The following is a 19,669-nucleotide window of genomic DNA, read 5'->3' as shown; positions in this document are numbered from 1 at the left end:
TCGCCTCCGGTTGGGGCGACAGCGCATTTGGAGAGGTCGACGAACGAATGGCGAAGCAATCGCTGGCGAACGAAGACGAGAACCGGGACCGCGAGGAAAACGCGGACGGCCCGCTGATCGACAATGTCAATCAGACTGTCAAAAACCTGATCAAAAAAGGCAAGGAGCGCGGCTACCTCACCTATGACGAGGTGAACGCGGCACTGCCCCAGGAGGAGATGTCCTCCGAACAGATCGAGGATGTGATGTCCGCTCTGAGCGAGATGGGCGTCAATGTCGTCGAGAACGAGGAACAGGAAGAAAGCGGCACCGAGACCAAGGCTGAAGACGAGAAGGCGGTCGCCGGTAACGTCGCCGATGACGATGTAGGCCGCACGGACGATCCGGTCCGGATGTATCTGCGCGAGATGGGCAGCGTCGAGCTGTTGTCGCGCGAAGGTGAAATCGCCATTGCCAAGCGGATCGAGGCTGGCCGCGAGATGATGATCGGCGGCATCTGCGAGAGCCCGCTGACCATCAAGGCGCTGATCCAGTGGCGTGACGCGCTGAAGGAGGAAAAGGTTCTTCTGCGCGACGTCGTCGATCTGGATGCGACATATGGTGCTACTCCGGAAGGCGCCAGCGCCAACGCTAATGCCAACGCCAATGCCAATGCCAATGCTAACGCCAACACCAATGGCGAAAACTCCGAAGATGGCGACGGCGAAGGCGACGAGGACGAGAGCAAAACTGAAGACGGCGCCGCCAAATCGTCTGATGCCACATCTGACGATACAGAGTCCGAGGATGACGAGGCTGAGGACGGCGAGGTCAAGTCCGATGAGGAACGCGCTTCCGGCGAGCAATCCGACGACGATGACGACGAGGATGATGCCGAAGAGAACAATATGTCTCTCTCCGCCATGGAAGCGGCCCTGACGCCCCAGGTGCTCGAAACCTTCGACCAGATTGCCGACACCTACGGCAAGATGAAGAAGGTGCAGGACAAGCGCCTGCAGCGTCTGCAGAAGGGCGAGGAACTGACCGCCCAGAGCGAGCGCCGTTACGAGAAGCTGCGTGAAGAACTGGTCGACCTGATGGAAGGCGTCCGGCTCAATAACGGGCGTATCGAAGCGCTCGTCGAGCAGCTCTATAACCTCAACCGGCATCTGACCGGCATGGATATGCGCATGCTGAAGATGGCGGAAAAGGCCGGGGTTGATCGCGCCGCGTTTCTGAAGGAGCATTTCGGCAACGAGTTGGCTCCGGACTGGGGCGAGCGGGTTGGCGGCCTTTCCGGCAAGGGCTGGGGCAAGTTCGTTGAACGCAACGAGCTTGAAATCGCCAAGATCCGCGACGGCATGGCGGCTGTGTCCGAGGATGCCGGACTTCCCATCGGTGAGTTCCGCCGCATTGTCCAGACGGTGCAGAAGGGCGAGCGCGAGGCGAGCCGGGCGAAGAAGGAAATGGTCGAGGCGAACCTGCGTCTCGTGATTTCCATCGCCAAGAAATACACGAACCGCGGCCTGCAGTTCCTGGACCTGATCCAGGAAGGCAATATCGGCCTGATGAAGGCCGTCGATAAGTTCGAATACCGCCGTGGTTACAAGTTCTCGACCTATGCGACCTGGTGGATCCGGCAGGCCATCACCCGGTCCATCGCGGACCAGGCGCGGACCATTCGTATCCCGGTGCACATGATCGAGACGATCAACAAGCTGGTCCGCACCTCGCGGCAAATGCTGCACGAGATCGGCCGCGAGCCGACCCCGGAAGAGCTGGCCGAAAAGCTGGTCATGCCGCTGGAGAAGGTTCGCAAGGTCCTGAAGATCGCCAAGGAGCCGATCAGCCTCGAGACGCCGATCGGCGACGAGGAAGACAGCCATCTCGGCGACTTCATCGAGGACAAGAACGCGGTGCAGCCGCTCGATGCGGCCATCCAGGCCAACCTGCGCGAGACCACGACCCGGGTGCTCGCCAGCCTGACCCCGCGTGAGGAGCGTGTGCTGCGCATGCGCTTCGGCATCGGCATGAACACCGATCATACCCTCGAGGAAGTCGGCCAGCAGTTCAGTGTGACCCGCGAGCGTATCCGCCAGATTGAGGCGAAGGCGCTGCGCAAGCTGAAGCATCCGAGCCGGTCCCGGAAACTCCGGAGCTTCCTGGACTATTAAGCTTCAGCCCAACCCGGACAAATCCTGTCGGGTGGGCGATCCAAAGGCAGTTTAAAAAAAGGCGGTGCCGTTACGGCGCCGCCTTTTTCATTGTCCGACTTCCAGAACGGCTTGGTATGGCGGCGCTGCGACGGAACGTTGCGCCGGGAACAGGATCGAGATTGTTGTGCCTTCATCGGGGGCGCTGATGCAGTCCAGTTCCGCTTCGTGCAGTTCTGTCAGCTTTTTGACCAGTGCCAGCCCGAGACCCGCTCCTTCAGCCTTGCGCACCATGCTTGAACTGCCTTGCATGAACGGCTCGAAGGCATGGGCCCTGGTGGCCGCGTCCATACCGCTTCCGGTGTCGGTGACTGACAACCTGACGCGGCCGTCTTCTTGCAGTTGACCGGACAACTCGATGCGCCCGCCACGTGGTGTGAATTTAACCGCGTTGGTCAGCAAATTGATGATGATCTGCCGTATCCGCCGCGCATCTGCCTTCAGAGCATGGCCTTTCAGGTTGATGTCGGTGGAGACGTCGATACCGGCGGCACCCGCTCTGTCGGCAATCATTCTCACGCAGTCATCGCCCAGCTGTTCAATGTCGAGAGCTTCCTCGCGGACCGCTTCTCCGCGGGCCTCGATGACCGAGAGGTCGAGTACGTCGCCGATCAGGCTCAGGAGATGATTGCCGCTTGACTGGATATGTTCCGCATATTCGACATAGTTCCTGTTTTCGATCTTCCCCAGCACCTCTTTCACGATCATCTCTGAAAATCCGATGATCGCGTTCAGGGGAGTCCGGAGTTCGTGGCTCACGCCGGCAAGAAAACTGGTCTTTGCGGAATTGGCGAATTCGGCCTCTTCCTTGGCATGCCGGAGGCCGATCTCGGCCCTCTTTCGTTCCGTGATGTCCGCAAGAATCGTACAGTAGGCGTAGATGGCGCCGGAATCCTCCCTGAGCGGGAATATGACACCGAGGAAGGCCCTTTCTCCGTTCGCCGTCGGTGCGGTCAGTTCGACAGCCATGCCGTCTTCACGGTCCGCCGCCGAAGCCTCGAAGGCCGCTATCTCCTCAACAAACTCTCCTGGAAACAGGTCCTCGTTCGCCACTCCGATCACCTGATCCTTCCGGAGACCGAAAATGGACAGGAATTCGGCATTGGCGATGATGTATCGGCCGTCCAGGTCCTTGGCAAAAATCGCTGCCGGTGCCCGGTCGATCACCGATTCCGCACGATATTCGCTTTCCCGGAACGCGCTGAAAACACGTTCGATGGTGTCGCCGAGGCTGTTGAATTCTCGTATCGGGCCTGACTGGAAATGCGGGATGTGGCTGCCGCCCTCGATCGTGGCCGCGACGGCATCCGCATAGTGCGACAGTTTGGAAAGCGAGCGCATGGTCACCAGCCTGATGAACCCGCTGAGCATGGCGGCGAGTACTACGATCAGGCCGATGACGATGGGGAGCAGCTGCAAATAGGTTTTCTGAAGATCGGCAGTCGGACTTCCCGAGCGGATTGCTTCGATAATTGTATCCGGACCATCAGCCGTAACGGAAAACGGTATGGTGATTTTTTCCCCGGTTTCAGCGATATCGATTTCCGTTCCATCGCTGCCTGCCCCACGGGTCTCGTTGCGCATCGAGATTTCCGAGATCATCTTGCCGTCAACCAGCAAGGCAACGGCTTTGAGATCCGTATCGTTCAGGAGATCGCGAAGCACGCGTGGGTTATCGTTCAGGATAACACCGCCGAATAGCCGTCCTGTGACTGCCCGGCTTGTCGGGTCGATGATCTGCAGGCCGCTGACCAGTGCGACAACGGTCGTGTCATCCGCTGTGTGATCCACCAGAAGCCGTGGCGCTACTGACAGTGGGCCAGCTGCTGCGTCCCGGACGATTGAGGCGCTGTTGTAAGGGCTGGAGCTGACATCGATGAGCCGTTCGCCGCCGCCGGGATCCACGAAAAGAATATCGAGTACGCCACTGTCCAACTCGAAGAAGGCGTTGCCGAGCAGTTCTTCGACCGCACTATTGTTTTTTTCTCTCAGCCTGGCCACCAGCAGGCCATTGTGCGACAGGACGCGGAGAAAGTTTTCCAGATGCCCGAGCTGGGTTCGGAAATGGAGTTCCGTGAACCGGCGGTAATGCTGGTGGCGTCGCTCCAGCTCAGCATCGAGCGTCTGGCTTGTGAACCAGAAGCCGAGCCATACGACAATGGCGGAAATAGCTAGCATCGCCCCGAACGAAGCGGCGGCGATGATCGTCGAATATCGAAAGTCAGGGCGCGTCAAGATAGGCGCTACCTCGAGTACCGGAACGCTTGGTCGACCAGTGTCTCCAGCGTTTCGTCGGAGGTCGTTTGATCCACCATGGAGAAAGCACCGGAGAAGACCTGGGGGATCTCCTGTATTTCATCTTCCAGAGTCATCCTGATCGCCTCGGCCATGGCGATGCCATTGTCGTCATTCATCCGCATTACCGTGAAATCGATCTCGTGATTCCGTATGGCAGTAAGCTCACTGCTGCCACCGCCCCAGCCGTTCACCTTGACGGTGCCGAGAAGCCCCAACTCGTCCAGGGCATCCGTGATGCCGTGCGCGATGTCAGTCGAGGCGGCAAAAACAAAGCTGAGATCCTTTTCTATCCTGAAAAGATCGAGCGCGGCCCTGCGTGCCTGCGCGCGGTCGAAACCGACATAGTATTCCGCGACGAGCTGGTAGTCGGTGAGAGCGGATATTCTCCGCTTGAAGGTTCCTCCACGCATCTTGCTGACATAACCCACGGGCCCGTAAAAAATAGCGTACCGCGCTTTCTTGCCTGCCCGCGCGATATGTGCGTCTGCAAGCATTCTTGAACCGACGCCATGATCGAAACCGACATAGAGCAGAGGCGATGGCGGGCCGAGGTCAGTCAGCGGCGTGGTGATGTTCTGCAAGATCACTTTCGTGTCTCGGGAAGCCAGCACCCGGGAGATCATTCCCTTGTGCCTCAGGGCGTCGAGCGTGAAGATGAGGAAGTCCGGCTTTTGCCGGAGCACTTCCCCGATGGCCTGCTCTTGCAAGCGAAGATCTTCCGCGCTCTTGGTGAAAAGCGACGTGACTTTGTGCGGGATTCCGATTTCGTCCATGCGGGCAGTGAAGGATTTGACGCTGCGGCGCCAGTAATCCGACTGCTGCAGGCCGGGATAGATGATGTGGATGGTAACGGGTGTCTTGACCGGTATTTTGAGAGGGCGCGCCGCTTCCTGAATCCATCGCGCAAAAGTCTCTGACTTACCCAGTTCATCCGGATTCGCGCTGAAAAAGGCATCCAGTTCGATAAATCGTGGATCGCCTTGCGCCGAAACCGTCGCTGGACCAAAGGTACCTGGAATAATTGCTGCAGCCAGTACCAGTACTTTTAGAAGCTTCCTCACGCATAGCTCCTTATGGATGCCGGTCCACGGGCCTGCTTTTCACGTTACTTTACATGAGAGCTCAGACTAACGCACGCTTCACGCGTGCTGCATACAACTTGGCGTTACAAGGTTCTGGCGGCCAGGGCGCTTTCCGTTTGCTGGCCTCGTAAATCCGGTCGCCGCTTCCGCGGCGTGAGGCCACGGAAGCGGCACGACAGAATTCACTTCATTCGTGACGAAGGCGGGATCTTAAAAAGCAACCGCGACTGCCGCCAGAACGCCAAGCCAATAGTGAAGGAGGGTAACGCCGAGCAGGTTCTTCTGCCGCAAATACACGTAGCCGAAAATGATGCTGGCAAAGAACGTGATTGCGACGGCATCGACACCGAATGTCAGGTGGAGCGATGCGAAAATCGTGCTCGTCAACAGCACGGCGCGGTGGCCTTTGGTGTCGTCGAGAAATTTCTGGAACAACCCCTGTAGAAGACCGCGCGAGCCGACTTCCTGAACGACCGTATGCAGAAAATACTGCACGAGGAAAAACATATCGACGTTTGCGCCGGGCGCGTTTCCTGACGTTTCCGGCTTGAACCAGACAAGGTAGACAGCCACCGGAATGGTGATCAGCACGCAGATGACAATCGTCTCTCGGAACGATCGCCACAATCCTTCCCGCCTGATCCCCAGATCGGCCAGCGGAATACGCATCATCCGTATAATGAGCAGGCACGGAATGGCCAGAAAGACGACGGTCTGCCAGGAAAAGCCGGGGTCGTAGATGTCCTTCACGTAATCTTCGGCAACCAGATAGAACAGCGTCGTCGAGATCATGTAGATCGCGATGGTGAAGATCAGAAAGTATCCGAACTGATTCTGGATCGTCTTGATCTCAAGCTGCTTCCGAAGCGAAGCGAGCATTTCATCGCTGAGGCTGCGCGCCCGTTTGACAACGACCGATGCAAGCGCGCCTTTCAGCTCACCGATGACTGCCGATGCATTTGCGGCGTTTCGCAGGGCGTCCGCCGGGATCATGATCAGCGTGCAGGGCGTCGTCGCCCGGACGGATGCAGACCGGCTACCGCCATCGAGGAATGCCAACTCGCCGATACAGTCTCCGGCAGCGATCGAGTTGAGAATGACGGAGTCTCCGTCACTGGACTCCCTGACAGCATCGGCAGAGCCTGACACGAACAGAAAAAGATCCGTTTTTTCATCGCCTTCCTGAACAATCAGCTCGCCCGGCGAGGCTTCCGTCATTCTTGAAACGGAGGCGATCGCTTGTATGGTCTCCGGGCCGAGATTTGCGAAAGTAGGGTGCGCGCTCAGGGTTTGAGCAATGTTCAGGGATGCGTCTTCCATGAAGACCTTTGATCAAGTTCGTGAAGCGAGGAGGGATATCCGCTCATCGTGGCGGTGATTGTCAACTGGACAATGCCACAGACCAAACCGCGAGAGTTGAATAACCTGCCACGATCGGGCTTTCCGAATGTCGATCTGAAATTTGGGTATGCGCTTGAAAAGAAAACAGAATGTTCTGATCATCAATGCCTATTTCGACCCGTGGCGGTCATCGACGCCCACGCGTTGGTTCATCCCGCGAGCGATGGCGCCGTACTATCTGGCCGGCCATTTCAATGCCGATCTGTGTAACGTGCGGGTCTGGGACGAGGTGTTTCATGGGGCGCTGCTGGATACGCGGTTGTTCGACTGGCCCGACCTCGTCATTTTCACCGGCCTGACGGCAGCCTTCGACCGGGCGCATCAGCTTTCCGCTTATTTCAGAAACGCCAACCCCGCGGTCGTCACGGTGATCGGCGGCCCGATTGCCCGCGCACTGCCCAGTATCTGCGCCGAGAGTTTCGACTACGCCTGCCAGGGCGACGTGGAGGAAATACCGCAGGTAATCGAAGATCTGTGGGGATCCGACTACGTTTCCGAGAGCACTGCGCCGCGGTTCGATCTCGCTGTGCCGTCGATGGGTGTTGGATATCTGGAGACGACGAAGAACTGCAATTTCGCCTGCTCGTTCTGCTCCCTCACCGGGGAGGGGCGGAAATTCGTGTCCCACTCGGAACAATCCATCACAAGTCAGCTCGACGCCATGAAGCGCGTGCTGGGTGTCATGGTTCTGGACAACAATTTCTACGGCAACGACCGGCAAAGTTTCGAGCGACGCGTTGAGCTGATCGGAGAGCGCTGGCGACAAGGGCAGTTCCGTGGGTGGGGCGCTCTGGTCACAGGGGATTTTTTCAAGCATCCGGAAAATGTCGAACTGATGGCCAGGAATGGCTGCAAGGGTATTTTTTCCGGCGTGGAATCTTTTGATCCCGAAGTTCTCAGATCCTTCAACAAGAAGCAGAGCCTGACGTCGGACCCGCGCGCATTGACGAAACTATGCGCCGAGAACGGCATGTTCTTCGACTATGGAATGATCGTCGATTTTTCCCAGCAGACCATCGCCGATGTGGACAGCCAGTTGAACGCGGTGCTGGAGGATCCGACCATTCCCCTGCCGGGACTGCTGTCTCTGACCATTCCGATTCTTGGAACCCCGTATTTCGACGATGCGGCTCGGGCCGGCCGTCTGATGCCCAATCTTCTGCTCAGCGATATGGACGGGCAAAAGGTCGTCGAATGGCCGAAGGAGCCGCTTGAGAAAGTCGTGCCCTTTGTCGCCGACCTCATGCAGTTCAAGGGCCGTAAACGCGCCCTGGCCCGCCATACGGTCAAACACGCCTGGCATTGGCGCAGGCATTTCGACTTGGATCAGACGGCGCTGGCGATGATCCGCCCGCTGCACCGCTTCGGCGGTAGAATTAACCTGGGCAACTTGAGGCAGATGAGCCAATCGCGCAAAGAACCGCCACTGACCTATTGTGCGATGAGCGATGGCCTGCGCTCAGCCTACACGCCGCTGGTCCCGCTGCCGTCGCAGTTCGAGAAGTGTTTCGAGCCGCTGCGGATCACCGATGCCGGGGGCGGGCTGACGGAAGAGCTTCTGAAGGCACGGGAAAAAACCACCCCGGTCGCGCTGGCCGGGTAAAGCTCCGGCTAAAGCCCGGTTTCCTGTGACGTTTGAGCCGCTACGGCATTATCCAGAAATTGCTGCGTGCAGGATGCCCAGCTGTATTTGAGGGCCCAGGCGCGACAACGGTCAGCCGGGATCTTCAAGGCATCGAGGGCGGCCTGGCGCAGGTCTTCGGAGAGAATGCCGGCACCACTATCGCCGATGACATCGCGGGGCCCCATGACCGGATAGGCGGCAACCGGAACACCGCAGGCCAGCGCTTCAAGCAGTACCAGCCCGAACGTGTCCGTCAGCGAGGGAAAGACGAAGACGTCGGCGCTGGCAAAGTGCCTGGCGAGATCTTCTCCGGATTTCGCGCCCGTGAAATAGGCTTCCGGATATTCCTCGCGAAGGCTGGCCAGCTGCGGGCCGTCACCGACGATGACTTTCGAGCCGGGCAGATCCAGATCCAGGAAGGCCTTGATGTTCTTCTCGACCGAAACGCGTCCGACATTGATGAAGATCGGCCGCGGCAGGTCCGGCGGCAGCACGGAGGCTTCGGTCGGTCGGAACAGATCAGCATCCACCCCGCGGGACCACATCTTCAGATTCCGGAAGCCCCGGCTCTCAAGATCTGCTCGCAGCGTTTCCGTCGCGACCATGCAGCCGGCGCCGAAATTATGGAACCTGCGGAACCAGGCATAGAACCAGGAGACCGGAAGCGGCCAGCGTGCCTCCACATATTCCGGAAACCGCGTGTGATACCCGGTTGTGTAGGACATCCCCATGCGCCGAGCGGCGGAGGCCGCCAGCAATCCGAGCGGGCCTTCTGTCGCGATATGCAGATGCTCGCATCCATAGGCGGCCATGCGTCGCTGAACGGCACGGCGATGTGTCAGGGAGAGCCGGATGTCAGGGTAGGTCGGGCACGGGATGGTCACGAATTCCTGCGGCGATAGAAACTCTACCCGGACACCCATTTTCTTCAGCTCCCGTGCCGTCCATTCCAGAGAACGGACGACGCCGTTGACCTGCGGAAGCCAGGCATCCGTGACGATGAGTATCGACGTCATATCTCAATCCTAAAGCACATCACCGATGCTGGGGGGCGTCACCCTGGAGTCTTACGAAGCCCGTTTATCATATTCCGGATCGAGCGCGATCCCGGAATAACGCTCCAGCTCCTGCGACAGCTCTTCCCAATAGAGCACTTCCAGGGTGCCGTCATGATGCTCGACGACCGCTGTGCAGCTTTCGACCCAGTCGCCGGTATTGACGTAGTGAATACCGTTCATCTCCCGGCTCATGGCGTGATGGATATGACCGCAGATCACACCGTCCAGCTCCTGGTCCCGGACCTCTTCCGCGACCACGGCCTCGAAGTCGCTGATGATGTTGACGAAGCTCTTCACATGGCGTTTCGCGAAGGCGCCCAACGACCAGTATTTCAGCCCCATATGCCCGCGCACCCAGTTCAGCCAGGTGTTTGTCCAGAGGGCGAACTCGTAGAAACAGTCCCCGAGATAGGCCAGCCATTTGGCGTTCTGGATCACCACGTCGTACTGGTCGCCGTGCGTTACCAGATAGCGGCGGCCATTCGCCGTCGTATGGATCACATGATCGCGTATCTCCACCCCGTCGATCCTGCGGCCTGCATACCGCCGGACGAACTCGTCATGGTTCCCGGGGATGTAGCAAACCTCTGCGCCGGTTTTCGCTTTTCTCAACACCAATTGAACTGCGTTTTCGTGAGACTGGGGCCAGTACCATGACTTCTTGAGCCGCCAGCCATCGACGATATCGCCGATCAGATAGATCCGGTCTGACTCATGCTTGTTCATGAACTCGGTAAATAATTCAGCCTGGCAATGCCGGGTTCCCAGGTGGATATCCGAGATGAAGATGGCGCGGAACTTCCGGTGCCGGGTAGGGGGCGGGGCTGCTGTCACATGCTTGCCTGTTCAGGGTCGGCCGCAATTGCTTTGCGGTGTTTATGGTTGATTGGCTCCTACCATAACCCGCCGCAGGGTAGAGGAGCCACCGTCCGGAAAGGATGTGAGTTCCCGGTGTGTTTTTGGTCACAGTGCCTTGGTCCGGAGTGCGGGCCGCCAGCTCGCCGCGTTCGGTGCCCTGGCTCAGTTCTCGAACGTAAAGGCCGATGCCTTCTTCATATGCTGATCCGCACGGATCGTCCGGTTTAGCGGCGGGTAGGCGCGTTGGCTGCAATCGAGCCGCTCGCACAGCCGGCAGCTGACGCCGACCGGTGTGGCGCCGGTCGCTTTCGGCAGGTCCAGCCCATCCGCATAGACCAGATGTTTCGCATCCCTGATCTCGCAGCCAAGGCCGACGGCGAATTGCGGTTGCAGCTGTTCGTGCCAGCCGCCAGCGCTGTCCAGCGTGCGGGCGATGGTGAAGAAAGTGGTTTCGTCCGGCATGCGGGCGATCTGCGTATGCACTTGCCCGGGCGTGCGGAAGGCCTCGTGCACCACCCAGCGCGGGCAGGTGCCGCCATAGCGGGCGAACTGGAAGCCGCCGCCATTGAGCCGCTTTGAAACATTGCCGGCGGCATCGACCCGGATGAAGAAAAACGGAATACCCCGGGCGCCAGCGCGCTGCAGCGTGGTCAGCCGATGTGCGACCTGCTCGAAACTGGCACCGAAGCGGCGGCGCAACAGTTCGAGATCGTGCCGCAGTTCCTGAGCGGAGCTGCGGAAATCCTCATAAGGCATGAGCACCGCGCCGGCGAAATAATTGCAGAGCGCCACGAACAGCAGGTTTCGGGTTTCCGCATCCGCCGGCTCCAGCCGGTCGATAATGCTCTCGATCAACTCGTGATGGGCCAGCGCGGCGATCTGGGAGGCGAGCTGAAAACAGCGCCCCGACACAAGAAGCGCTTCCGACAGCAGGATGCGGCGGCCATGTGCATCGTAGCGCCTGAGCGTGTCGGTCATGACATGGACCGGCATCACCTTGACCGCGATGCCTTCCTGCCGGGAAAGATGCTCGGCAAGCCCCCGGAACAAATCGTTGCGCTCCAGTCCGGCCTCCCGCCAGAGCGTTTCTGCCGCGTCCTCCAGTTCCGGAAAATGATTTGCCTCGCGCTGGTGCATGTCACGCACGGCCTCGACCGGGGAAAGCGGCTGACCCGGATCGGGCAAAGGGTCACGTCCGGCGGTGGCGGAGCCTGCGCGGGCGTTCTCCCAGACCTGTCGATAGGCCTGGTAAAGTCGCAGCATGGCCTGGGCCGCGTTCGGGGAGCGGGCGGCGAATTCCTGCAGTTCGGCCGGGCGCACGGGCTGGTCCCGGAACAGCGGATCGCCGAACACCTCGACGAGTTCGGCGACGGTCTTGGCGTCGTCGTCCTCGGCGAACTGTTTCAGATCCAGCTCGAAGGCCTGTCCCAGCTTGAACAACAGCGGGACCGTGACCGGCCGCTGATTGTGCTCGATCAGGTTCAGATAGCTCGGTGAGATGCCGATCTCGCCGGCCATTTCCGTCTGGCTCATGCCGAGATCGCTTCGGAAACGGCGGATCTTCGGCCCCAGCATCGCCTTGCGGTCAAGTCCCTCCATGCCCTGTTCCTTCATTATGATTAGCGGGCTTTCTTCCACCTTATGGTTCTTTCGCGCCTGCACAATGATTTTCATGATTTTCAAAACAGGCTGATTTAATTTTACAGCTTTGACAGATTTACCTTTTTACTTTCAATAGCTTATGGACGCTTTCTGTTTTGCGTTGCACGGTCTTCTCAGTGTTGCGGTGCACATCGGGCGAGAGGCCCGGCATCGATCCGGAGGAAAGCGGCAGTGCCGCGCAATTGAGGAGAGCATCCATGTCCCAGGACTTCGAAAATCTGACATCCACCGCGTCCGGTCGCTTCGACAATGTGAAGCGCGATTACAGCCGGGAAGATGTGGAGCGTCTGCGCGGCACCGTCCGTATCGAGCACAGCCTTGCCCGCAAGGGCGCGGAGCGGCTCTGGAAGAGCATCCATGAGGAAGATTTTGTGCATTCCCTTGGCGCCGTCACCGGCGGCCAGGCGGTGCAGATGGCGAAGGCAGGCCTGAAGGCGGTATACCTTTCCGGCTGGCAGGTCGCGGCGGACGCTAATGTCGCCGGTTCCATGTATCCGGACCAGAGCCTCTATCCGGCAAACAGTGGCCCGGAGCTGGCTCGCAAGATCAACAACTCCCTGCTGCGGACCGACCAGATCCATCATCTGGAAGGCGACGACAACACCGACTGGATGCTGCCGATCATCGCCGATTGCGAGGCCGGTTTCGGTGGGGCGCTGAACGCTTATGAGCTGACCCGGGCCTATATCGATGCCGGCGCCGCGGCGGTCCATTTCGAGGACCAGCTCGCCTCCGAAAAGAAGTGCGGCCATATGGGCGGCAAGGTGCTGGTGCCGACGCAGCAGCACATCAACACCCTGAACGCGGCCCGTCTCGCCGCCGATGTAGAGGGCGTGCCGACGCTGGTGATCTGCCGTACCGATGCCGAAAGCGCCAAGCTGGTCACCAGCGACGTGGATGAACGGGACCGCCCGTTCCTGACCGGTGAGCGGACTGCCGAAGGCTTCTTCCGTCTGAAGGACGGCACCAGCTTCGAGCGCTGCGTCGCCCGTTCGCTGGCCTATGCGCCCTATTCCGACCTGCTCTGGATGGAAACCTCGACCCCGGACCTGGAGCAGTGCAAGCGCTTTGCCGAAGCCATCCGCAAGGAATTCCCGGACCAGATGCTGGCCTATAACTGCTCACCGTCCTTCAACTGGACGGCCAATCTCGACAAGGACGATATCGCCCGCTTCCAGCGCGAGATCGGCGCCATGGGCTACAAGTACCAGTTCGTCACCCTGGCCGGTTTCCACTCCCTCAACTACGGCATGTTCGAGCTGGCCTCCGGCTACCGCGACCGGGGCATGGCGGCCTATTCGGAGTTGCAGGATGCGGAATTCGCCGCCGAAGCCAAAGGCTACAGCGCGACCAAGCATCAGCGTGAGGTTGGCACCGGGTATTTCGACGCAGTGGCAACCGCGATCAAGGGCGATGCCTCCTCGACCACGGCGCTGACCGGCTCCACCGAGGAAGCCCAGTTCTACGAAGACGAGGAAGCCGCCCGTACGGCAGCGGAATAAAGGTCCGGGAGGTTTGGGGCCGGCGGACGGGCACCACCCATTTCCGTCCGCCGGCTCCCGGACAACCGGCAGAGCAGAAGGAGAGAGAGAATGAGCAATCGGTTTTGGGTCATCGGCGGGGAATATACCGACACCCGCTTCAGCCAGCTGATCGACGGCACCGAACGTATGTTCGGCCCGTTCGGCGATCAGGGTGAAGCCCGGCAGGTCTGGGACCGCATCGCCAGCGAGACCCGCAGCATTTGCACAGCGCGCTACACCATCGTGCAGGAAGGCGCCGCCAGCTGAGCCGGGCGCCAACCACCAGACGGATCAATCCCTGGCGGCTCGGATCATTTCTTGATCGGTTATCCGATCGGGGGTCCGATAAAGCCTGACTGCCCGGCCCTCGACGGCCGGGCTTTTTTTATGCTCTGTCCGGTCCGGAGTGCGCTGGCTGGTTGACGGCACCGCCATCGGTGCGCATAACACCTGTCCCGTGCTTTCCGCCGGAATAGGGCCTGTAGTTCAGCGGTTAGAACGCACCGCTCATAACGGTGTTGTCGGGGGTTCGAATCCCTCCGGGCCCACCACCTTTCAAAAACCGGTTGCCGATTTCAACGGCGCTTCGGAATCAGTTACGCCGCGACAGGGTCGAGGCGCTGAAGCTTTCCTGACAATGATGAAGATCGGTCTCTGCGGTTCACAGGTCCTGTTTCATGTTCGTCATTGAAACCAAGATGTTGGCGTTCTTGTCGTGTAGGATCGAACAGATCGGGCGATGGGATGCCTTGTTCCCAGCACCAAGATGTCGTCAAGCGATAGGATTGCTGGGAAAGGTATCACGATGGAAGATGAGATCGACGATCTGGTCCGGCGCCTGGTGCGTCTGGAAGATGAACTCGAGCGTAAGCTGGAGGCGCAACGTGACCAGTTTCGCTACCGCGTGGAAGAGGGGCGCGCTGTCTTCGAAGATAGCGTCAACCGTCAACACAAGTTGCTGAAAACCAGCCTCGTCACGTTTTTGAAGCGATCGCCGCTGGCAAGCCTGATCGTAGCCCCGGCTGTCTACGGGCTGATCATACCGATCGCCCTTCTGGATCTCGGGGTCTGGATCTTTCAACTCGTCTGCTTCACCGCGTGGGGGATGGAGCGGGTGAAGCGCTCGGACCATGTGATCGTTGACCGCCACCGTCTGAGCTATCTCAATGGGATTGAAAAACTGAACTGCTGGTACTGCGGCTACGCGAACGGGGTCATCGCCCTCGCACGCGAAGTTGCCAGCCGCTCGGAGCAGTACTGGTGTCCGATCAAGCATGCGCTGCGCGTGCGCACACGCCATCCGCGCTACAGGAATTTCGTGGAATATGGCGATGCCGAGGGCTTTCGTGCGCAGCTCGAAAACCTGCGCGACAAGGTCAGGAAAACTCCAGAAAACAGACCGGATAAGCCCGGCCCGGAGGGCTGAAGCAAGGACCGACAACCAGGCTTGCCTGATTGTCGGCCTTTGGGCTTCGCGCGAATCTCGATCACAGCATTCCCGACAGGATCGTGGCAATGCCGAGGAACGAGAAGAAGCCGGCGACGTCGGTGACCGTGGTCAGGATGATCGACGAGGCAACGGCCGGATCCTGCCCGAGGCGTGACAGGACAATCGGGACCAGGGCGCCTGCGATGCCGGCGGCCACCATGGCAATGACCATGGAGAGCGCGATAACCAGCACGAGGCCGATGCTGCCGCTCCAGAAGAACACGCCGATACCGCAGGTGAGGGCGATCGCAAGGCCGTTCCAGAAGCCGACATTCAGCTCTTTTCTCAAGACCCTGAACCACTGCCCGATAGTGATCTCGCGCAGAGCCAGGCCGCGCATCGTGACGGCAAGGGCCTGAGCGCCCGCATTGCCCGATTGTCCGGCGACAACCGGGAGCAGGACGGCGAGTGCGGTGAAGGTCGCGATGGTGTTTTCGAACAGTCCGACGACAGACGCCGCCAGGAAGGCTGTCAGCAGGTTGATCTGCATCCAGGGCATGCGCTTGCGCAGGGCGAACCAGCTCGGTGACAGGGCCCGTTCGTCCTTGCTGACACCGACCATGGTCTGGATGTCGAGGGTGGATTCCGTCTTCAGGGCGCCAACCAGTGCGCTGTGGCGGATCAGGCCAAGGATCCGGCCGTCCACGTCAATGACCGGCAGCTCCTCCATGTCGTGTTCTTCGAACTTGCGCACGACGTCCTCGCGCGGGTCCATCGGGCTGACGACATCGACGACCGCTCGGGAAATCTCCGTGAGGCGGGTTTCCGGAGCGCTGAACGCAAGCTGGCGCACGTCGACCAGGCTCGAAAGCCGATTCTCGTTGTCGAGCAACTTGATGAAATGCACCCGTTCCGGATCGCGCTGCCGCAGGAGTTCTAGCGCCCGCTCGACCGTGGTGTCGCCTGGCAGGCTGAAAACCACCGTGTCCATCAAACGCCCGGCAGTACCGTCCGGATATTCGAGCATCATGCGGAGTTCGGCGGAAAGCGCGGCCGGGAGCTCCGCATACAGGCCCTCGCGCTGCTCCTTGCTCATCTGTCCGAGCAGGGGGACAGCCCGGTTCCGGTCAGCCTTTTCAATCACCGCCTTGCGGATGGCTTTAGGCATCGCCATCAGTACGGGCGTTGCCAGCATTGCCGGCAGGGCGTTCAGAACGGGAACGATCTGGGGCGGCTCGAGCGACGTCAGCAAATCTGTGACCGCCGCCTCCGGCAGCGTGTCGATGGTTCGGGCGGCTTCGTTCGGATAGGCGGTCAGGTAATGGCTTGCCAGAGCTTGTGCGCAATCCGTCATTTTGCATCTCCCTCATTTGTATTCCGGGTGCGATTGGCCCTCGGTTTCGGGATGGTCGTGAGCAGAACCTCGGCGAGCCCGACATAAAGGTTGTCGGCAACCCTCATGTAGTCGCCGCCCGTCTCTGTTTCCTCTTGCACCACGACCGGTTCGCTGGCCTGGCGAAGGCTGGAGTAACGCACGCTGCCGACAAGTTTGTCCTGCCGGTCCACGACGCCGAGGACGTCTGTCTTCAGCCAGTCGGGGCTTTCCAGTGCGTCTTCCAGTGTCGTTCTGACGCCAAGCGACTGCCGGGTCATATCGGCGAGAGTCTCGACGGCTTCCGATCCCTTGGCGGAAAAGAGCCGCCCGACCGGAAAGCTGCCGAGAAGCTGCTGCTTGTCGTTTACGAGGAAGATGATGGCGACGGGGCTTTCCACGGAGCGCAAGCGCCTGCGGGTCGTCTCGACAGTCGTTCCGGGCGTGACAGTGACAAGGTCGCTGTCGGTATAGGCGCCGACCCTGTGGGCCGGCTGATGCAACACCACTTCGAGCTGCAGGCGTGTCGCCGCCGGCATTCTCGCAAGGTAAGTCTCGCGCCGCTTCCGCGGGGTTCGGCGCAGGATGTCGCTCGCCTCACGGCGGGGCATGTTGCCGAGGATGGCTACGGCGTCCTGCTCGCTGAAATGACGCAGGCTTGCGGCTGCGGCCTGCGATGACAGGGCCATGAACAGCCCGGTTGCTTCATCCTCGCCGAGGGATTTCGCGAATGTCGCGATCTGCTCGGAATCGTGTTTTTCGAGGATGGAGGCAGCTTCGGTCGGATGCTGCTTCAGCAACTCGGTGGCAAGGAACTTGAAATCCGTCATGGTTCAGTCCCCCGTCCGGATGAGCGTTGTCTCCTCCGCGAACCGGTGCGCCGGTATGATCAGGCGGCCGTCGCTTGTTTCGAGGATCACCGTGGTTGCCGTGATCTCGGCAATGGCGCCCTCCACCTCGGCGAAACGGATCTTCTGCCCGACACTGAAATCGCGGTCGAGGTAATGGGAGCCGATCACGTTGCTGACGAAGGTGCGCGCGCCGAGGCTGAAGGCGAGGGAGAGACCGCCAAGCAGGGCTGCGACGGCGACGGACAGAATGGTGATGATGATGGTGATGTCGATGCCGATCTGATCCAGACCGACAACGACCAGCACCACGACGGTCAATCCCTGTACCAGCCGGCCGAGCAGGTTGCGCTGCTGCTCGGGAACACCGGGCAGGGCAGCGATCAGGGCGTCGCGCGCGATATTGGCGAGAATGACCCCTGCGAAGATGATCAGGGCGCCGGAGAGGATCTGTGGCAGGTAGGTGACAAGCTGTTCAAGCCAGCCGCTGAAAACCGTCAGGCCCAGCACATTCGTGGCCGAGGTCAGGAAGAACAGGATGACAAGCCAGTAGAACACGCTCGCCAGGACCTTCGTCGTCGAGCCTTCGGCTCCGATCGTCCGGACCAGGCCGCCGAGCCCGATAGCCTGTGCGCCCCGGTTCAGGGTTTTGGCTGATCGAAGGGTGATTGCCCGCACGGTGCGGGCTACCAGCCAGCCAATGACAAGAAGCAGAGCGGCGCTGAGCAGCGCCGGTAGCAGTTCAATAAGAGAATCTACAATCTGCTTCAGTCCGGAAACGATGGGTTCTGCATGTTCAAGCATGGTGCTTCTCCTTGTTCGGATTGTTCACGTGCAGCTTTGTTGTGGTTTGTTAGTGCTTCGCCTCGCCGTCGCTGTGGTTTTCCTCTGCGGGAGCGGTCTCATCGCCGATCCGGGCGATGCGGACGCGCTCTATCCGACGGTCCTTCATTTCAAGGACGGTGAAGCGGAAGCCATCCAGCTCAACGATGTCTTTCGCGCGCGGAATGCGTCCGAGCAGGCTCATGATCAGGCCGGAGACCGTGTTGACTTCGTACTCGTCGCTTCCGACGAACCCGGTTTCACGCTCGAAATCGACCAGCGAGGCAAGGCCGTGGGCATCCCAGTGGTCGGCTTTCCAGACAATCGAGAATTCCTGCTCGACCTTGTCGGTCTCGTCTGCAATTTCGCCGACGATTTCCTCCAGCAGATCCTCAAGCGTGACGATGCCGACGAAGGAGCCGTACTCGTCAATGACGCACGCCATATGCGCCCGGCTGGTGCGCATCATTTCGAAGAGGGTGGAAACTCGCAGGGACTCCGGTACCACGAGGGGCTCGCGGCAATAGGGTTTGAGGTCTTCCCAGGGAGCCTTTTGCCCATCGACCATGGCGTTCACCAGGTCGCGGACAAGGATGATGCCGATCAGGTTGTCGTGACCGTCGCTGACAATCGGGAACCGCGAATACTGGGATTTGCGGATGGTTTCCAGATTCTCGGCCGCGCTTGCTTCTGTCCGCAGAACCCTGGTTTCGGTCCGCGGAATCATCACGCCCTCGACGGTGCGCTCGTCGAAGTGAAACAGGTTGTGCAGCATGGTTGCACGCTCCGCCTCGACCTCTCCGTGTTCCGCTGACACATGGATCAGGCCTTTCAACTCGTCGCTAGTCAGAACTTCCGCGTGGCTGGCTTCCTTCACGCCCATCAGGCGCAGGAGCGAGATCGACGCCCAGTTCAGCGCCCAGCTAAGAGGGAAGATGGCGATGTAAAACCAGTGCAGCGGATAGGACAGAAGTATCGAGACCGGGACAGCCTTGCGGATCGCATAGGTCTTCGGGACCTGCTCGCCAATGACGATATGCAGGGACGAGAAGACGACAAAGCCGATCACGAAAGAGATCGTGTGCAGGGTTGCATCCGAAAGATGGAGAGGCTCAAGCAAGGGCTCCAGGATCGCGGCGACCGCCGGCTCGCCAAGCCAGCCGAGACCGAGCGAGGCCATGGTGATGCCGAGCTGGCAGGCGGACAGATAGGCGTCGATGTTTTCTTTGATCCGCAGGGTCATCCGGGCCGCATTGCTGCCGCCCTTTGCCCGGGTCTCGATCCGGAAATGCCGTGCTGAAACGAGTGCGAACTCGGCGGCGACAAAGAAGGCGTTCGCGGCCAGAAGCGCAGTGATTGCAAGAAGTTGCACGTAAAACGAGTTCAATTCGGCTCTCCGAAATCTCTTTGATTGATCGGCGGAATATATAAAAATATTCGCTTTAGTCAAAAAAATATTTGCTATAGCGAATAAAATTTATATTTTAGGTTCCGAAATGT

Annotated in this window: 15 protein-coding genes and 1 tRNA gene; 6 read left to right on the top strand and 10 right to left on the bottom strand. The window is 59.8% G+C overall.

The annotated features are described in order from the left end of the window. The first annotated feature begins 47 nt into the window (after window positions 1-47). Window positions 48-2,153, top strand: a complete 2,106-nt coding sequence (rpoD, locus tag IG629_RS17560) for an RNA polymerase sigma factor RpoD (protein ID WP_193173223.1) — start codon at window positions 48-50, stop codon at window positions 2,151-2,153. Window positions 2,154-2,240: 87 nt separating this feature from the next. On the opposite strand, the gene IG629_RS17555 is transcribed toward rpoD, so the two are convergent. From IG629_RS17555 to IG629_RS17545, 3 genes are all read right to left on the bottom strand, one after another. Next, window positions 2,241-4,427: a sensor histidine kinase gene (locus IG629_RS17555; RefSeq protein WP_193173222.1), complete on the bottom strand. Its 2,187-nt coding sequence runs from the start codon at window positions 4,425-4,427 to the stop codon at window positions 2,241-2,243. An 8-nt stretch (window positions 4,428-4,435) separates the two neighbouring features. Beyond that, window positions 4,436-5,551, bottom strand: a complete 1,116-nt coding sequence (locus IG629_RS17550) for a substrate-binding domain-containing protein (RefSeq protein ID WP_193173221.1) — start codon at window positions 5,549-5,551, stop codon at window positions 4,436-4,438. 231 nt (window positions 5,552-5,782) lie between these two features. Next, on the bottom strand, window positions 5,783-6,892 hold the full coding sequence (locus IG629_RS17545; RefSeq protein WP_193173220.1) for a cyclic nucleotide-binding domain-containing protein: 1,110 nt from the start codon (window positions 6,890-6,892) through the stop codon (window positions 5,783-5,785). A gap of 148 nt (window positions 6,893-7,040) precedes the next feature. Between IG629_RS17545 and IG629_RS17540 the strand changes: the two genes are divergently transcribed. Then, a complete protein-coding gene (locus IG629_RS17540; RefSeq protein ID WP_193173219.1) occupies window positions 7,041-8,576 on the top strand; it encodes a B12-binding domain-containing radical SAM protein in 1,536 nt (511 codons plus the stop codon). Window positions 8,577-8,584: 8 nt separating this feature from the next. Here IG629_RS17540 and IG629_RS17535 read toward each other — a convergent pair whose 3' ends face one another. The 3 genes from IG629_RS17535 to IG629_RS17525 all read right to left on the bottom strand — a co-directional run bounded on the left by IG629_RS17535 (window position 8,585) and on the right by IG629_RS17525 (window position 12,112). After that, window positions 8,585-9,613 carry a glycosyltransferase family 4 protein gene (locus IG629_RS17535; RefSeq protein ID WP_193173218.1) on the bottom strand — a complete coding sequence of 343 codons (1,029 nt, stop codon included), beginning with the start codon at window positions 9,611-9,613 and terminating at the stop codon, window positions 8,585-8,587. 51 nt (window positions 9,614-9,664) lie between these two features. Next, complete coding sequence (locus IG629_RS17530) at window positions 9,665-10,489, bottom strand: UDP-2,3-diacylglucosamine diphosphatase (protein ID WP_319025120.1); 825 nt, start codon at window positions 10,487-10,489, stop codon at window positions 9,665-9,667. A gap of 186 nt (window positions 10,490-10,675) precedes the next feature. After that, window positions 10,676-12,112: a helix-turn-helix domain-containing protein gene (locus tag IG629_RS17525; protein ID WP_193173217.1), complete on the bottom strand. Its 1,437-nt coding sequence runs from the start codon at window positions 12,110-12,112 to the stop codon at window positions 10,676-10,678. Window positions 12,113-12,372: 260 nt separating this feature from the next. Here IG629_RS17525 and aceA point away from each other — a divergent pair, with 260 nt between their 5' ends. The 4 genes from aceA to IG629_RS17505 all read left to right on the top strand — a co-directional run bounded on the left by aceA (window position 12,373) and on the right by IG629_RS17505 (window position 15,124). After that, window positions 12,373-13,677 carry an isocitrate lyase gene (gene aceA, locus IG629_RS17520; protein ID WP_193173216.1) on the top strand — a complete coding sequence of 435 codons (1,305 nt, stop codon included), beginning with the start codon at window positions 12,373-12,375 and terminating at the stop codon, window positions 13,675-13,677. 90 nt (window positions 13,678-13,767) lie between these two features. Further along, window positions 13,768-13,965, top strand: a complete 198-nt coding sequence (locus IG629_RS17515; RefSeq protein ID WP_193173215.1) for a DUF4170 domain-containing protein — start codon at window positions 13,768-13,770, stop codon at window positions 13,963-13,965. Window positions 13,966-14,173: 208 nt separating this feature from the next. Beyond that, window positions 14,174-14,249, top strand: a tRNA-Ile gene (locus tag IG629_RS17510). 254 nt (window positions 14,250-14,503) lie between these two features. Beyond that, complete coding sequence (locus IG629_RS17505) at window positions 14,504-15,124, top strand: hypothetical protein (protein ID WP_193173214.1); 621 nt, start codon at window positions 14,504-14,506, stop codon at window positions 15,122-15,124. A 61-nt stretch (window positions 15,125-15,185) separates the two neighbouring features. On the opposite strand, the gene IG629_RS17500 is transcribed toward IG629_RS17505, so the two are convergent. Genes IG629_RS17500 through IG629_RS17485 form a run of 4 tightly spaced genes read right to left on the bottom strand, consistent with a single transcriptional unit; the run spans window position 15,186 to window position 19,556 of the window. Then, the gene (locus IG629_RS17500; RefSeq protein ID WP_193173213.1) at window positions 15,186-16,481 is read right to left on the bottom strand and encodes a magnesium transporter; all 1,296 of its coding nucleotides are present in this window, start codon (window positions 16,479-16,481) and stop codon (window positions 15,186-15,188) included. After that, window positions 16,478-17,329: a magnesium transporter gene (locus IG629_RS17495; RefSeq protein WP_193173212.1), complete on the bottom strand. Its 852-nt coding sequence runs from the start codon at window positions 17,327-17,329 to the stop codon at window positions 16,478-16,480. Before IG629_RS17495 ends, IG629_RS17500 begins: the two co-directional genes overlap by 4 nt. Window positions 17,330-17,332: 3 nt before the next feature. Further along, window positions 17,333-18,151 carry a mechanosensitive ion channel family protein gene (locus IG629_RS17490; protein WP_193173211.1) on the bottom strand — a complete coding sequence of 273 codons (819 nt, stop codon included), beginning with the start codon at window positions 18,149-18,151 and terminating at the stop codon, window positions 17,333-17,335. 49 nt (window positions 18,152-18,200) lie between these two features. Then, complete coding sequence (locus IG629_RS17485; protein WP_193173210.1) at window positions 18,201-19,556, bottom strand: hemolysin family protein; 1,356 nt, start codon at window positions 19,554-19,556, stop codon at window positions 18,201-18,203. Window positions 19,557-19,669: the final 113 nt, after the last annotated feature.

It is taken from the genome of Nisaea nitritireducens, assembly GCF_014904795.1.
Taxonomy (GTDB): Bacteria; Pseudomonadota; Alphaproteobacteria; order Thalassobaculales; family Thalassobaculaceae; genus Nisaea; species Nisaea nitritireducens.
The sequence above is the reverse complement of the archived record's forward strand: the minus strand, read 5'-3'. Positions and strand labels throughout refer to the sequence as shown.